At 40.9% G+C, this 13815-nt stretch carries 19 protein-coding genes; 10 read left to right on the top strand and 9 right to left on the bottom strand.

What is annotated here, in order from left to right; all coding sequences use genetic code 11:
- Positions 1-77 precede the first annotated feature (77 nt).
- Genes ACU6U9_RS00685 through ACU6U9_RS00670 form a run of 4 tightly spaced genes read left to right on the top strand, consistent with a single transcriptional unit; the run spans position 78 to position 2055 of the window.
- A complete protein-coding gene (locus tag ACU6U9_RS00685) occupies positions 78-683 on the top strand; it encodes a glutathione S-transferase family protein (protein WP_446733168.1) in 606 nt (201 codons plus the stop codon).
- Between the two features lie 38 nt (positions 684-721).
- A complete protein-coding gene (locus tag ACU6U9_RS00680) occupies positions 722-1141 on the top strand; it encodes a nuclear transport factor 2 family protein (RefSeq protein ID WP_446733167.1) in 420 nt (139 codons plus the stop codon).
- Entirely contained in the window at positions 1110-1775 is a 666-nt protein-coding gene (locus ACU6U9_RS00675) for a DsbA family oxidoreductase (protein ID WP_446733166.1), read from the top strand. Before ACU6U9_RS00680 ends, ACU6U9_RS00675 begins: the two co-directional genes overlap by 32 nt.
- 58 nt (positions 1776-1833) lie before the next feature.
- Positions 1834-2055 (top strand): 2-hydroxymuconate tautomerase family protein, encoded by a 222-nt coding sequence (locus ACU6U9_RS00670; RefSeq protein WP_446733165.1) that lies wholly within the window; start codon positions 1834-1836, stop codon positions 2053-2055.
- A 71-nt stretch (positions 2056-2126) separates the two neighbouring features.
- Here ACU6U9_RS00670 and ACU6U9_RS00665 read toward each other — a convergent pair whose 3' ends face one another.
- Positions 2127-2669, bottom strand: coding sequence for a YaeQ family protein (locus ACU6U9_RS00665; RefSeq protein WP_446733164.1), 543 nt, complete (start codon positions 2667-2669; stop codon positions 2127-2129).
- Positions 2670-2769: 100 nt separating this feature from the next.
- On the opposite strand from ACU6U9_RS00665, the gene ACU6U9_RS00660 reads away from it, so the two are divergent.
- The 4 genes from ACU6U9_RS00660 to lysS all read left to right on the top strand — a co-directional run bounded on the left by ACU6U9_RS00660 (position 2770) and on the right by lysS (position 6528).
- Entirely contained in the window at positions 2770-3048 is a 279-nt protein-coding gene (locus ACU6U9_RS00660) for a peptidylprolyl isomerase (protein WP_446733163.1), read from the top strand.
- A gap of 1 nt (position 3049) precedes the next feature.
- Positions 3050-3445 carry a DUF6122 family protein gene (locus tag ACU6U9_RS00655; protein ID WP_446733162.1) on the top strand — a complete coding sequence of 132 codons (396 nt, stop codon included), beginning with the start codon at positions 3050-3052 and terminating at the stop codon, positions 3443-3445.
- Between the two features lie 182 nt (positions 3446-3627).
- Positions 3628-4669 (top strand): peptide chain release factor 2 gene (gene prfB / locus ACU6U9_RS00650; protein ID WP_446735038.1). Its coding sequence is split into 2 segments (ribosomal slippage): positions 3628-3645 and positions 3647-4669, totalling 1041 coding nucleotides; the frame shifts between segments, so codons are not numbered across the junction.
- Between the two features lie 320 nt (positions 4670-4989).
- Positions 4990-6528, top strand: coding sequence for a lysine--tRNA ligase (gene lysS / locus ACU6U9_RS00645; protein ID WP_446733161.1), 1539 nt, complete (start codon positions 4990-4992; stop codon positions 6526-6528).
- A gap of 386 nt (positions 6529-6914) precedes the next feature.
- Here the strand turns inward: lysS and ACU6U9_RS00640 are convergent, their stop codons facing one another.
- Positions 6915-7043 (bottom strand): hypothetical protein, encoded by a 129-nt coding sequence (locus ACU6U9_RS00640; RefSeq protein ID WP_446733160.1) that lies wholly within the window; start codon positions 7041-7043, stop codon positions 6915-6917.
- A gap of 203 nt (positions 7044-7246) precedes the next feature.
- Here ACU6U9_RS00640 and ACU6U9_RS00635 point away from each other — a divergent pair, with 203 nt between their 5' ends.
- Positions 7247-8023 carry a hypothetical protein gene (locus tag ACU6U9_RS00635; protein WP_446733159.1) on the top strand — a complete coding sequence of 259 codons (777 nt, stop codon included), beginning with the start codon at positions 7247-7249 and terminating at the stop codon, positions 8021-8023.
- A gap of 8 nt (positions 8024-8031) precedes the next feature.
- Positions 8032-8760 (top strand): uracil-DNA glycosylase, encoded by a 729-nt coding sequence (gene ung / locus ACU6U9_RS00630; RefSeq protein ID WP_446733158.1) that lies wholly within the window; start codon positions 8032-8034, stop codon positions 8758-8760.
- 7 nt (positions 8761-8767) lie between these two features.
- Here ung and ACU6U9_RS00625 read toward each other — a convergent pair whose 3' ends face one another.
- The 7 genes from ACU6U9_RS00625 to ACU6U9_RS00595 all read right to left on the bottom strand — a co-directional run bounded on the left by ACU6U9_RS00625 (position 8768) and on the right by ACU6U9_RS00595 (position 13774).
- Complete coding sequence (locus tag ACU6U9_RS00625; RefSeq protein ID WP_446733157.1) at positions 8768-9211, bottom strand: group I truncated hemoglobin; 444 nt, start codon at positions 9209-9211, stop codon at positions 8768-8770.
- A 10-nt stretch (positions 9212-9221) separates the two neighbouring features.
- Entirely contained in the window at positions 9222-10055 is an 834-nt protein-coding gene (locus ACU6U9_RS00620; RefSeq protein WP_446733156.1) for a DUF3034 family protein, read from the bottom strand.
- The gene (locus tag ACU6U9_RS00615; protein WP_446733155.1) at positions 10052-10438 is read right to left on the bottom strand and encodes an EAL domain-containing protein; all 387 of its coding nucleotides are present in this window, start codon (positions 10436-10438) and stop codon (positions 10052-10054) included. Before ACU6U9_RS00615 ends, ACU6U9_RS00620 begins: the two co-directional genes overlap by 4 nt.
- Positions 10439-10457: 19 nt before the next feature.
- Entirely contained in the window at positions 10458-11972 is a 1515-nt protein-coding gene (locus ACU6U9_RS00610) for a diguanylate cyclase domain-containing protein (RefSeq protein WP_446733154.1), read from the bottom strand.
- Positions 11908-12381, bottom strand: a complete 474-nt coding sequence (locus tag ACU6U9_RS00605) for a cache domain-containing protein (protein WP_446733153.1) — start codon at positions 12379-12381, stop codon at positions 11908-11910. Before ACU6U9_RS00605 ends, ACU6U9_RS00610 begins: the two co-directional genes overlap by 65 nt.
- Positions 12378-13037, bottom strand: a complete 660-nt coding sequence (locus ACU6U9_RS00600; protein WP_446733152.1) for a methylamine utilization protein — start codon at positions 13035-13037, stop codon at positions 12378-12380. The genes ACU6U9_RS00605 and ACU6U9_RS00600 overlap by 4 nt, the downstream gene beginning before the upstream one ends.
- 272 nt (positions 13038-13309) lie before the next feature.
- The gene (locus ACU6U9_RS00595; protein ID WP_446733151.1) at positions 13310-13774 is read right to left on the bottom strand and encodes a YkgJ family cysteine cluster protein; all 465 of its coding nucleotides are present in this window, start codon (positions 13772-13774) and stop codon (positions 13310-13312) included.
- Positions 13775-13815: the final 41 nt, after the last annotated feature.

Genomic DNA, 13815 nt, shown 5'->3' with positions numbered 1-13815 from the left:
CATTGAAAGGGCAGCGCTTAAACTGATCTTACTCAGTTAGCTTACTTAACGGGCAGACTCAAGATTAGGAGCACAACATGTATACCCTCTATTACGTACCACAGGCATGTTCATTGGCCACGCAAACAGTATTGCGCGAGTTAGGTCAGGATGTACGCCTGGTGAATAAAAATGATCATCATGATTTCAAATCCATTAACCCAGTTGGCACGGTCCCTGTCATTGATGATGGTAAGCAAATCATTAAAGAAGGCGCTGCGGTGATGCTGCATATTTTAAAGCAGCACCCAAACCCATTATTCCCCAAAGATGAGGTGGGCCAAATTCAGGCAATACAAAACATTATGTTTGCCAATGCCACTATGCACCCAGCCTATAGTCGTTTGTTTTTTATTGCACACAGTATGACGAGTGACACGGGCAAACAAGACGCGTTTCAAGCGGCACAAGAGTGGATTAACGAATTATGGCAAGTGGTCGAAGGTCGTTTAATCGAACAGTCATTTTTAGGTGGCGCGCATTATTCAGCCGCTGACATTATGTTGGCTGTTTATTCCCGCTGGGGTGAGCATTTTCCTGTAGCAATTGAGATAGGGCCGTGCACACGATCTATGCTTGATGCTATTTTGTCATTGCCAAGTTTAAACGCTTCTCTTGATGCAGAAGCTGCGCAAGCGGCTTGATTAAACTCTCTTAACATACGCATGTATGGAGTATGAATATGCAGCAGGAATTTGAAGGTGTTTTAACGGTCATTCAAGATTATTTTGACGGTTTGCATTTTGCGGATGTGAAAAAATTGAATGCTATTTTTCATGATGATGTTGTGTTGAAAGCGCCAGGCGTTAGGCGAACTAAAACAGAATGGTTAAATGCGGTTGGCGCCCGACCAGTGCCGGCTCAACAAGGGTACGCATATGGTTTTAAAGTATTGTCGATAGAAATATTACAAGATCAAGCCATGGTAAAGGTGGAATGTCCTTTGTTTGATTATTCTTATGTGGATTTTTTAGGGCTGCTAAAAGAAAACCAACGATGGCTGATTGTTAATAAAATGTATACCGATATGTCGGCTGAAAGTAATTTACTCAATAGCACAGGAGTAAATAATGAAAACAATCAAAATAGAAATGATTCATGACCTTGTATGCTCTTGGTGCCCGATTGGCTATAACCATTTAAAGGTTGCGTTAGAGCGAATAGAGGATGGCGTAACGGCTGATATTCAATTTCTGCCCTTTCAGCTTAATCCGGAAATGCCGCCAGAAGGTGAGCTGATTGCTGATTATTTTAAAGAGCGTATGGGCTGGGATGCTGATCAATTAAAAAAATATCAGACCAGTTTAATCAGAACGGGTACGGCGGCTGGCGTATCTTATGACTTTTCTAAACGTACTCATTATTACAATACGTTTAAAGGACATTGTTTGATTCACTGGGCTGAAAAATTTGGTCAACACCGAGCACTTAATGAGCTCATGATTGATGCCTATTTTACCAAAGGTAGCAATTTAAGTAATGAGGTTGTGTTGTTGGATCTTGTTGAGCAACTTGGCCTTAATCGCAGCGATGCCCTGCAATCGTTAACTGACCCTGTTTTATTAAAAGAGATAAGCAAAAAACAGCAAAGAGTCGCAACATTAAACGTTACGTCTATACCTGCTTTTTTGATTAATGATGAGTACATAGTTTCGGGCTCAAATTCGCCTGACTTTTTTGAAGAGGTGTTAATGAGATTTAGTCTTCCTGAACGTAAGAAAGTATCAGGCCTATAACTTAAGCCGTTAATATTAATTAAGAAAATCTAACTCACTGTACATAAAGGAAAATACAATGCCATATGTCAATATTAAAATTACCGATGAAGGCGTCACCCGTGACCAAAAGGCACAGTTAGTCACTGGAGTAACTCAGTTATTGGTTGATGTGTTAAATAAAAACCCTGCGACAACGTTTGTGGTGATTGATGAGGTGAAATTGGATAACTGGGGGATTGGTTATGAACTGGTTGATGATATTCGCAAGCAGGCTGCAACAAAGCAACTAAAGGAATAATGGTTTTTGTTTAAGATTGCAGCAGGGTGTTTATGTACACCCTGTTGCAAGACAGTCTTTGTTACGAGTGATTAAATAGGAAAACGTTTTTCTGGCGTAAAATTAATTTCCCCTTGCTCACTGCTTACAAACACTTCACCGTCTTGAATACTGACCTGAATATCCATGTTTTTGCTCACAAGTTTAGCAAGTTGTTCACTGGCTTCGCTGTTGATGTGAAATACCGACAACGCTTTTTGGCGTGCAAAGTGAGGCTGCATTTGTGTGACCCAAGGGCCAGCTTGTTTGTCGCTGTAAGTGTAAATAATCACTTTTTTTGCTTTGCCACAGGCTTGGCGTAAGCGCTTTTCTTCTAATTGCCCTAATTCAACCCAAAGCTCAATTTCATCGCTTAATGTTTTATGCCACAGGTCAGGTTCTTCTTGGTTGCTTAAGCCCTTAGTGAAACTCAGCTCTTCGTGTGCGTTTAAGGCAAATGCCATTAGGCGCACCATCATGCGTAAATCGTTTTCGCTTGGGTGTTGGGCTAACGTTAATGAATGGCTCTGGTAGTAATGGCGATCCATGTCACTGATGTGTAGTTGTACTTTAAAGATACTTGCGGTTAATGCCATAGTTCACCTAATTGCTAAACGGTTACAAATGTTAATCATCAATTGGTCGATTATACGGTAAAATGCCGCTAATTCTGATTTAGTTTGATTTGGAGGCAGTATGCCAGTAGCCAGTGCGTGTCATATTTTAGTAAAAGATAAAGCCTTAGCTGAAACGTTAAAAGAGCGTATTGCCAAAGGTGAAGACTTTGGGGCGCTTGCCAAGAAATTTAGTACCTGCCCGAGTAAGAAAAACGGCGGTAATCTAGGTGAGTTTCAAAAAGGTGACATGGTAAAAGCCTTTGATGAGGTGGTGTTTAAACGACCAATACTGAAAGTACATGGGCCGATTAAGACCCAGTTTGGTTATCACCTAATTAAAACCCTTTACCGTAGTTAATATGCTTGAACCTGTTTTAAGCTTTATCGATCAGCAGCGCGCGATTATTCACTTGTTTTTACATGCCTTGGTGCCTTTAGTGGTTGCTTATTGGTGTGCGCCTTCTCATCGGTGGAAAGCCGTGCTGATGATCATGATTGCCACCATGGCAGTGGATGTTGATCATTTGTTGGCAGCGCCTATTTATGCGCCCAATCGTTGCAGTATTTTATTTCATCCTTTGCATCAATTAGCACCCATTGCTGTTTATGCACTTATGGCCGCATGGCCATGGATTAAAAGGGGTTTAAAACAAAAGGTTAAGCCCGTTGAGAGTGTCGTGGGCTGGGTCGGCATTGGTTTGTTAATTCATATGCTGCTGGATGGATTGGATTGTTGGTGGATGAAGGAGCTGTAACCCCCGTCTTTATTGCTTTTTACATACAATTGAAGCGACTTTCTTTTCTGTTTGATCTATTTTTAATGCGTTATTTTGGTTAAAATCCGGCCCTATTTTTTATTATGGCCTAGCCCCTAGGAGTTTCCTTGGAAGTTCAACCAATCATCAATCAGATTAAAGACCTCAAAGCACGTACAGACATGCTTAGGGGGTATCTTTGACTACGATACAAAGGCCGAGCGCCTACAAGAAGTTGAACTAGAACTCGGTCAGTCTGAAATCTGGAATGACCCTGAAAAAGCACAAGAGCTAGGCCGTGAGCGCTCTAGTCTTGAAGCTGTTGTCAAAACCATAGACGGTATGGATTCAGGTCTAAACGATTGCCAAGAATTGCTCGAAATGTCGGTCGAAGAAGACGATGCCGACAGTGTTACAGAGGTAGAGTCAGAGCTTGAAAGCTTACAGGCATTACTCGAAAAGCTTGAGTTTCGTCGGATGTTTTCCGGTGAAATGGACCCAAGCAGTGCCTACTTAGATATACAGTCTGGTTCTGGTGGCACTGAGGCCCAAGATTGGGCTGAAATGATTCTGCGAATGTACTTACGCTGGGGTGAGGCTAAAGGCTTTAAAGTCGAGTTGATGGAAGCCACCGCTGGCGATGTTGCTGGTATAAAAGGCGCGACTATTCGCTTTGAAGGCGAGTACGCATTTGGCTGGTTACGTACTGAAACAGGCGTACACCGTTTAGTGCGTAAGTCTCCATTTGATTCAAGTGGCCGTCGTCATACCTCGTTTGCGTCAGTGTTTGTATCCCCTGAAATTGATGACAACATTGTGATCGACATAAACCCTGCGGATTTAAAGATCGATGTATACCGTGCATCGGGTGCCGGTGGTCAGCACGTTAACACCACTGAATCTGCCGTACGTATTACTCACGTACCGACCAACACAGTTACTCAGTGTCAAAACCAGCGCAGCCAGCACAAAAACAAAGACCAAGCCATGAAGCAGTTGAAAGCAAAACTGTATGAGCGCGAGTTAAGTATTCGTAATGCAGAAAGCCAAGCACTTGAAGATACAAAAAGTGATATTGGTTGGGGCTCGCAGATTCGTTCATATGTGTTGGACGATTCACGTATCAAAGATTTACGCACCGGCGTCGAAAATCGTAATACGCAGGTTGTATTGGACGGGGCGCTTGATCCGTTTATGGAAGCCTCGCTTAAAGCAGGCCTCTGAGCGCACTAACTTGATGATAGTGCGTTAAAAATTAATTCTGCATACTCATTTAGTATTTATAAACTGTGTTTCGGCGTTAATTTTGCCCTCTCTCATCTGCGCTATTACAGCTCAGGTGTAATAGAATTAAGTTATACGCGCAGCCCATTGTGCAACTAGCGAGATAAAATGTGGGAGGGCGCTCGCGCGCGATTATTTATTTGAATCGAGCGCGAGCGCCCTTCCATAAAAAATACGAGCCTTACGTCTGCCATCTGACTAGGGCCAAGAAAATTAAAAACGTCTGGCTAAAAAATCAGACTTTAAACTAAGGTAAAAAAATGACTGAACCACGTGACGAAAATAAATTGATCGCTGAACGTCGTGCAAAATTAGATGCACTTCGTGAAGGCTGCCCAGCTAATGGACATAAGAACGATTTTGATCGAAAACACGTGGCCGCGGACCTACAAGCTCAATTTGGTGAGTTTGATAAACCAACATTAGAAGAGCAAGACAACCAAGTATCGGTTGCTGGTCGCATCATGTTTCAACGTGGCCCGTTTGCTCAAATTCAAGATACATCTGGCACCATTCAGATTTATATTGCAAAAGAAGTGCAAAAAGAAATCAATTACAAAACCGTTTATGACCTAGGCGATATTGTGGGTGCGCGCGGTGCATTGCATAAATCAGGTAAGGGTGAGTTGTTCGTTAACGTGACCCAGGCGTCAGACATTGTGATGCTTACTAAATCACTACGCCCGTTACCGGATAAGTTTCACGGCCTTGCGGATCAAGAAACCAAATACCGTCAGCGCTATGTTGACCTAATCATGAGTAAAGATACCCGTGATTTATTTAAAATTCGCTCAAAGTTAGTGGCTGGTATTCGCAGTTATTTAACCAAACGTGATTTTATGGAAGTTGAAACCCCAATGCTGCAAGTGATTCCAGGTGGCGCAACCGCTAAGCCATTTGAAACACACCATAATGCATTAGACATGGGAATGTATTTACGTATCGCACCAGAATTAAACCTTAAACGTTTGGTTGTGGGTGGTTTTGAGCGTGTATTTGAAATTAACCGCAGCTTCCGTAATGAAGGTTTGTCTACGCGTCATAACCCTGAATTCACCATGATTGAATTCTATCAAGCCTATGCCACGTATCATGACTTGATGGATACAACAGAAGATATGTTACGTACTCTTGCACAAGATGTGATGGGCACCACTGACATTGTTAACACAACCAAAGATAGTGACGGCAATGTACTAACTGAAGTGGTTTACGATTTTGCACAGCCGTTTGCGCGTATCGCTATGGCCGATGCGGTAATTAAATATAACCCAGACTTTGATCCTGCTGTGATTCAAGATTGTGAAAACAATATTGAAAAATTAAAAGAATACGCCAAGCAAGTGGGCATTAAAGATGAGCCTAAGCAAAGCGTTTGGGGCCCAGGTAAGTGGTTATGTGAAATATTCGAAGAAACCGCAGAGCACAAACTTGACCAGCCAACGTTCATCACGGCTTACCCATGGGAAGTATCACCACTGGCTCGTCGCAGTGATGATAATCCATTCTTCACTGACCGCTTTGAATTTTTTGTTGGTGGTCGTGAGTTAGCGAATGGTTTCTCTGAGCTTAACGATGCGCAAGATCAAGCAGAGCGTTTTCAGCGTCAAGTCGATGAAAAAGATGCGGGTGATGATGAAGCCATGCATTACGATGCCGACTACATTCAAGCGCTTGAATACGGTATGCCACCAACCGCTGGTGAAGGCATTGGTATTGACCGTTTGATGATGTTGTTTACAGACAGCCCAACCATCAAGGATGTCATTTTGTTCCCGCATATGCGCCCGTTAAAATAGTTAACTACTAATAAGCGCGTAAATACAAAAAACCCAAATCAATTTTAAATTAGTTTGGGTTTTTTTATGTCTGTATTTTAGACGGTAATTAATCAGAAGTGTTTAAAGTTGGTAAACAAATTGACGTAATTCACTTTCATCACAACGACCTTGATATTCGCTCCAGTGCAATATGTTGCCTGAGACAACAATGCTGCCAGATATGATTAATGTACTGGCGCCCCAGGCTAAAAGGGCACGAAAAATAAAGTCATCGGAACGATTAGAGCCCCCCGAAAAAAAGCTGTTATCACTTTTAGGTATTTTGTCAGTTTCTGCTTCTGAGGTATTTTGACTAGATGAGTTTAGCTCTGATGACTCACTAAACCCCCAATATGCTTTTAAATCTAAGTTTTGGGTAATGAGCTACAGCTTTCGCTGGTGTAAGGCTGTTCGTCATCAATACCGGGTAAAAAAGTACAGGCGGTCATGCCACATAATAATGCAGCTAATACTATTTTAGGGAGTAAATCCATTTGACTCTCAGGCTATCATTTTCAATCGGTTATTATAGATCAGTCACTGTTTATTCCAACGTTAAATCGTTCGTTCAATCTTGCTGCTTTATTCGCCAGAATGTGAGTAAGTTGACTACGTGGATCAACTAAGTCGCTCGCATCAATCGATACCTCCCGATATACTCGGTATCGTGATCATTAATATTTGAGATGTGTTCAATATGACTGCAACGGCTACAGATATACTAAAACAAAGTTTCAATTTCTATGGGCGTCTATTCAATAAGGTCTTTTGGCTGAGTATTGCCTCAGCGTTGTCACCGCTTTTGATGTTTGCCACCATGGGCGAGGGCAAACCAAGTGTCATGGGCACCTTATTAGTCATGCTTATTAGCATGTTCTTCTCGGCGTATATGATGGTGCTGGTTCATCAATTTTCACAAGATCAAAACGACAGTTTGGGTGATGCTTTTCAGATGACCTTGCAAAAGGTACTGCCTATTACCGGCACCAGTATCATATTTGGCTTGGGTGCCGTTGTGATCTCAATCCCTACGGCCATTGTAGGCAGTTTATTAGCAGCGGGTATTGCGGATGAACAGCTACAGGTCACGCTTGTTGCGCTGATTGTTGCCGTGCCTATGTGTTTTTACTTGTATCGCTGTTTTTTTGCGGTTTATTTTACCTTAGTCGACGGTACAACCCCGTTTGATGCGTTAAAGGCCAGCAATCAACTGATTAAAAATAATACCTTTATTTTTAGAAGCTTCATGACTCTAAGCTTCGTGATGCTTTTTTATGTTGCAGCGGTTGTTCTTATTGGCTTAATGGTGGCCGTCGGGCCAATGGCTCAAGCCATTCTTGAATTTGCCGTCAATGTCATTGTATTGCCTTACTTTACTATTTTTATTTATCGCTTATTTGTTGTATCAAAAGAACAATTTGAAAAGGGTGATGGTAAACCCGATTCAAACTCTGACTTAGATGCGGATGATTAGGCGTGTTAATGAACCCATTGCAATCATTGGATGCATCATGGCAGGCATATTTTTCTAGCCAGTTAAGCCAGCCTTACATGCAAACCTTGCTTGAATATGTCGAGGAAGAATATGTTGATGAAACGGTTTACCCACCTAAAGGCAATGTATGGGATGCATTCAAGTTAACCGCGCTATCAAATGTACGCGTCGTGATTATGGGGCAAGACCCTTATCACGGTGCGGGTCAGGCTCATGGCTTGTCTTTTAGTGTTCAAGACAATATTAAAATCCCCCCGTCACTTAAAAATATATTTAAAGAATTAAACCGTGACTTAGGCTTAACGGTGTCTGACTCAGGTAATTTACAAGCTTGGGCGGAACAAGGCGTGCTGTTATTAAATTCGTGTTTAACGGTACGTGAAAGTGAGCCTGCCAGTCACAGTAAACAGGGTTGGGAGGTCTTCACTCAAGGTTGTATTGATTATATTAACCAACACAAAGAGCAGGTTGTATTTTTGGCTTGGGGTCGCTTTGCTCATGATGTGTGCGCCAAAATTGATACGCAAAAGCATTATGTGATTAAAACATCTCACCCAAGCCCGCTAGGGGCGACAAAGCAGGGTAAACACTTTGATGCGTTTTTAGGCTCTAGTTGTTTTTCTAAAGCGAATGCTTATTTAGACAAACACCATAAAAAGCCCATTGATTGGAATTTAGCTGAGCATCAAACGCATAATCTATCGCTTGATTTTTAGCGCTCAGTTAGCGATAAATAATGTCTTTACGCATGGGGGCGAGCAAACATAATAATTGATTTTGTGTGGCTGTGGGTAAGTCAATACTATCCATTGCCATGATTAAATCATCCACAATTGCATTAAAATGATGCTCGTTAATATCCATGCCAGTATGTACATTTTTCATTGTGTCACCCGTGTATTGGCATGGGCCCTCACTGATCATACAAATTTGTTCAATGAACTTTTCTCTAAAGCGTGCGACATCGGTTTTTAAAAAATAGGGCATCACATCTTTGTCATATTGTATTTGTTCAATGAAGGCGTCGGTTAACAAGGCGATGCCATCATGGCCGCCTAACTGCTCAAATAAGCGATTATTTTTCTGTACCGTACTGCAGCCATAAATACACAGCGCAAGTATAATCGTGATTACAATATTTAAATTAAGTTTGAATGATGCTTGCATGAGCCCCTCCTTAAAAAGACCCTTGTAACGAAAAATACATACCTGTTTGATCTTTTTTAGTGGCAATCTCGCCTAGCTGCAAATACGCGAATGTTAAAGAAAGAGACTTGCTCGGAAAGTAAGCAATAAAAACATCCTGCCAATCGTCTTCTTTAACACCTTTGATATTGTCTGGTTTTTGCCTATATTCCATTCCTATTGCGATGCGCCTATTAATAAAAAAAGCGGTTGCGATCTCGAGTAAGAATTCAGCCTCATTATTATCCGGTGTGCCAAAACCCAGTAGGCCCAGTTGATTGGCCTTTGAATAACGGATATTGGAATTAAGCAGAACGGTTCGGTTTAATGGCCCGTTAAGCCATACTTTCGCCGCGCTGATATAAATATCATTGCCTTTGGTGTCGCTTGCACTCAGTGAGTTGGCAACGTCTTCATCTAACAGTCTTTTATGCTGAAAACCGACACTAACTTGTGGCCATTGGCCATATACAGCGTCACCATATACTCGTGCTTTGATACCCATGATATTTTCTTTTATATCCACGCCGCCCACTTTATTTTCAAAGCGTAATTGAGAAAACGATACCTCGAAACGATCATAAAAACTGGCGGAAAAACCATGAGATGACAGCGTGTAATCGGTAACATCAGCCTCACTCATGGTGGCACTAAGGCCAATTTCTTCTTGAGTGGTATATCCACTTAACAATGCCCAAGGTACTAAGCCACCACCGCCGCCACCCTCGACTGGGCTAACACCTGATGTTGCTAACAGTTTCCCATTCTCTGCCGAGGTATTATTGATAAACAGTAAAATTAGTGCACTTAAAATGACAAATCTCATCGCGGTACCTCGGGCACTTTGTATGTTTTTATCCATGTCTCAAAGTCGTCTGCATTAATAGGGCGACTAATATAATAACCTTGCATTTTATTGCAGCCCCATTTTTTTAGCATGGTAAAGGATTCTAATGTTTCAACACCTTCAGCCACCACGCTTAAGCCAATATCATGGGCAAGTTCAATGGTTGATTTTACGATGGCTTGATCATTTTTATCATGCTCTAAGTTAAGCACAAATGACTTATCTATTTTTAACTCATCCACAGGCATTTTTTTGAGTTGCGATAGAGAGGAATACCCAGTTCCATAATCATCAATTGATAATAAAAAACCTATGTTTTTAAGCTTATGCAATACGTCAATTGCAACGTCAGGGTTATTCATGAATGCACTTTCTGTTATTTCAAAGTAAAATGCAGCTAGGTGATAAATCATGTTTAATTAAAAGTGATGATATTTTATCCGGGAAATCATTAACAAGGTCAAAGGCCGATAAGTTGATCGCAATATTGATGTTCAGCCCTTTTTTATGCCACTGCTTAACTTGCATAAAAACATTGGTTAATACCCATTGTGTCAGTGTTGGCATTAAACCCGTTTGCTCGGCTAGTTTTATGAATTCTTCTGGTGAGATAAATCCATATTCTTGGTGAGTCCAGCGTAAAAGCGCTTCAGCTTGCGTGACTTTATTTATTTTGTTATCAATTTTGGCTTGATAAAAAATATTGAGTGCGTTGTTCTCTAATGCGATTTTAAGGTCGTTGATTAAATCAATTTGTCGTAAATGCCGCTCATCCTGGCCGTCTTGGTAGATAGCGTAATCCTGGTTCAAGCTTTTCGCATAGTTTAGGGCGATTTCGCTTCGTCGTAATAGCTGTTCTGCACCAATACCTTGTTTTGGGTAGAATGAAATACCCATGATAATATGATTTATTAAACGTATATCATTAACGGTTAACGGGTGTTGCAGTATTGTTTGTAAATTAATTAGCTTGTTTAATATTGTGTTTTCATTGATGTCGTTAAATATAATAATAAACTCTGCCGCGCTTATTCTTGCTACGTAATGTGTTCTGTAAGTGTAAGAGATTAATACTTGAGCAAAGCAAATTAAAACCTCGTCGCCAATATCATAGCCAAATGTATCATTTGTTTCTTTAAATTTATCGATGCAAACTCTTACGATAGCGAGCTCTTTTTTTGGGTTGTTGAGTATTGAATCGGACAGTTGTTTTATTATGTAGCTTCTGTTTGCAACGCCCGTTAAACTGTCGTTGTAAGCAAGGAATGTAAGTTCCTCTTCTCTGAGTGAAATCTCTTTTTGCATTTTATTGAAATGTTTTCTCAGGTTTTCTATTTCATAGCTTTTGTATTCCTGTGTGATTTCCTCTCTGTAATTGCCTGAACTTATCTCTTTTGTTATTTTAACAAAATTTGTAATCGGTTTTGTTATTTTTCTGGCGATAATAAAAGCGCTAATAATTGATAGTATTAATGTTATACAAGCGATTACTATGACTTGTATTTTTAACTGATAGAAAAGTAAATAAGACTCGTTAAGAGACGTGTTTAAGTAGGCATTTATGTTGTAAAATTTTGATTCAGACAGTGTGACAGGGAGTGTTAAATATTGTTCGTTTCTATTTTCTAATATTTCATTTATAGCGATAATGTTATTTTTTGATGTATTGCTATCTTCTGAGTCGTTTTTTATGGTTGAAATAATAGATGATTGATTTTTCTCGTTCTCCGCTTTAAATATCACATCTAGGGTCGTAATTTCTTTTAATTGTAATGCAAAATCTTGGTCAATTTTTGTTGCAATAACAGCCCAACCAAGTATTACCGGTGCTTTAACCGGTAGCATGGCAAATTGAAAAATCCCATCGTTGATAAATAGTATGCCTGCAAGTACCATTTGATATCTGAGCCGATAATAAAAGTTCTTTAAATAAGTATTTATTCGTTTGATGCTCGCTATCGCTGCTAATTATGCTGCCGTCTAATGTAATAAGAAACATTAGGTCTGCGTTAATGCGTGCACGATTGTTAATAAGAGCTGATTCTATTGTGGCTTGATCGTTTGACGAGATTGCATCTTTAAAGCCGAAGTCTGCAACCAATACCGTTGCTGCATTTAAAAGCTGATTACCACGTTCGTATAGCAGTTGTTCAAATACATTTTTACCGACTTTGAGTTTCGCTTGCGCTTGTGTCTTAACGCTACTATTGGTCGCCAAGAGTACAGAGCCAATCGTCGCGATTGCGCTGATAATTAATATACTTAGGAACAATATGGCAATACGATTGCCTAGGCGTATTTTCATGGGCTGCCAAACCCACGTTTAAAGGTTTTAAATACTGGCGTTGATGCCGGTTTATTGAGCATAAGCTGAATAAGCAGAGGGCCCGTTTGCGGCCATTCTTTTATCTGATAAGTATTAACTTGGTTGGGTGTGAGGCTCCAAGGGTGCCAATACTCTAGTTTTTTGGGTGGCTCTGGTGCATTTATGTTCGCGACGCCATGAATGTTGCTGACTCCAAAATCTTGCCAAGGAGATACAAATATATAGCCAACCATGCTGTCATGAATGTTACAACCTAGAACCACAAGCCCAGGTTGATTGAAAACAACCGGTGCTTCTGGCTTATTGGCGTATAACTTTGTTTCAAATCGTTTTGCTTTTGAAAACGAATAAACATGGTGGCGAATGTTATCGCTATTAGGAAAGTTGACAGACTGGCCTTGCTCGACCGCAATGACCATTGGGGAAAACTGCATGTTAATTTGATCGATAACCGCATTTTTTTGAGAAGAGGCGCTTTTATTAACCGCAGTGGTGGGGTGTGCAATGACCACATATTGTATTGGCTGGTTATCATCATCAACAAAATGCACCTGATACGCTTTTGCTAAGCCCGTTTGGCTATACGCAAGGGTCGGTAATAGGTAAAGCAGGGCTGGCACAATTCGCCAATACATGGAGTGCTCTTTTCGTTATCTATCATGAATTGAGCATAGATGATAAAGAGGCATTAGACAGGTGTTTGAACAGCCGTTGGAATATAAAAAGCGCCATCTAGCCTATTTTATATGTGCAAATATACCAAAAGCGGTTGTTAGACAGAAAATGAGCGTTTAGTAAAAGCAGCTAAGGCCGTTATCGATTAAGACGCTCAAGTAATGGGTATATGTGAAGATGCGCTATACCTTAAGTCCCGTCTTTAGTACGACGGGGCTGGGAAGGTATGATGTTACTTGGCCTTTGCGCGAGCCTTGGCTTGTTCGTCTTCGAACTTTTGCAGGCGCTTATCCCAGGTCTTAAAGCGTTTTCGGCAGTAACTGTCTAGCTCTTCAAATGCTTGGAAATACAGGTCACAACCTTCATCAATCGGAACATCAAACTCACAGGCATTATTGCTATGGTCTCTGCAGATCATCGGGCGGGTTTCGTAAATCCCACAGCGGTTATCTGGCATCACAAACTCACACTTGTTCATACTGAGCAAATACCAACCGTTGCCATCCTTAAAGACATGAATGCCTTTGTGGGCCACTTGCCACAGTAGTACATCAAACGCATGCATGGTACGTGGCGTATCAATCTCTTGGGTGATATAGGAGCAGCATAGGGCTGAGCAAAAATCACACTTGTTATCAGCTGTGATTGTTGCAGGCGTAATGTCTTGGGTTTCGATGATGTTGACGGTATCGGACACGGTAACTAAATGTGCAAAGAATGAGAGAGCATTTTAAAGGC

Source organism: Pseudomonas sp. HK3, assembly GCF_052920985.1.
The sequence above is the reverse complement of the archived record's forward strand: the minus strand, read 5'-3'. Positions and strand labels throughout refer to the sequence as shown.

Coding starts and splice junctions, on each gene's coding strand:
- ACU6U9_RS00640 (WP_446733160.1), bottom strand. CDS start 7,043: ATGGATTTACTCCCTAAAATAGTATTAGCTGCATTATTATGTGGCATG.
- ung (WP_446733158.1), top strand. CDS start 8,032: ATGAACCCATTGCAATCATTGGATGCATCATGGCAGGCATATTTTTCT.
- ACU6U9_RS00670 (WP_446733165.1), top strand. CDS start 1,834: ATGCCATATGTCAATATTAAAATTACCGATGAAGGCGTCACCCGTGAC.
- ACU6U9_RS00625 (WP_446733157.1), bottom strand. CDS start 9,211: ATGCAAGCATCATTCAAACTTAATTTAAATATTGTAATCACGATTATA.
- ACU6U9_RS00665 (WP_446733164.1), bottom strand. CDS start 2,669: ATGGCATTAACCGCAAGTATCTTTAAAGTACAACTACACATCAGTGAC.
- ACU6U9_RS00685 (WP_446733168.1), top strand. CDS start 78: ATGTATACCCTCTATTACGTACCACAGGCATGTTCATTGGCCACGCAA.
- ACU6U9_RS00620 (WP_446733156.1), bottom strand. CDS start 10,055: ATGAGATTTGTCATTTTAAGTGCACTAATTTTACTGTTTATCAATAAT.
- ACU6U9_RS00600 (WP_446733152.1), bottom strand. CDS start 13,037: ATGTATTGGCGAATTGTGCCAGCCCTGCTTTACCTATTACCGACCCTT.
- ACU6U9_RS00680 (WP_446733167.1), top strand. CDS start 722: ATGCAGCAGGAATTTGAAGGTGTTTTAACGGTCATTCAAGATTATTTT.
- lysS (WP_446733161.1), top strand. CDS start 4,990: ATGACTGAACCACGTGACGAAAATAAATTGATCGCTGAACGTCGTGCA.
- ACU6U9_RS00655 (WP_446733162.1), top strand. CDS start 3,050: ATGCTTGAACCTGTTTTAAGCTTTATCGATCAGCAGCGCGCGATTATT.
- ACU6U9_RS00660 (WP_446733163.1), top strand. CDS start 2,770: ATGCCAGTAGCCAGTGCGTGTCATATTTTAGTAAAAGATAAAGCCTTA.
- ACU6U9_RS00615 (WP_446733155.1), bottom strand. CDS start 10,438: ATGAATAACCCTGACGTTGCAATTGACGTATTGCATAAGCTTAAAAAC.
- ACU6U9_RS00675 (WP_446733166.1), top strand. CDS start 1,110: ATGAAAACAATCAAAATAGAAATGATTCATGACCTTGTATGCTCTTGG.
- ACU6U9_RS00635 (WP_446733159.1), top strand. CDS start 7,247: ATGACTGCAACGGCTACAGATATACTAAAACAAAGTTTCAATTTCTAT.
- ACU6U9_RS00605 (WP_446733153.1), bottom strand. CDS start 12,381: ATGAAAATACGCCTAGGCAATCGTATTGCCATATTGTTCCTAAGTATA.
- ACU6U9_RS00610 (WP_446733154.1), bottom strand. CDS start 11,972: ATGGTACTTGCAGGCATACTATTTATCAACGATGGGATTTTTCAATTT.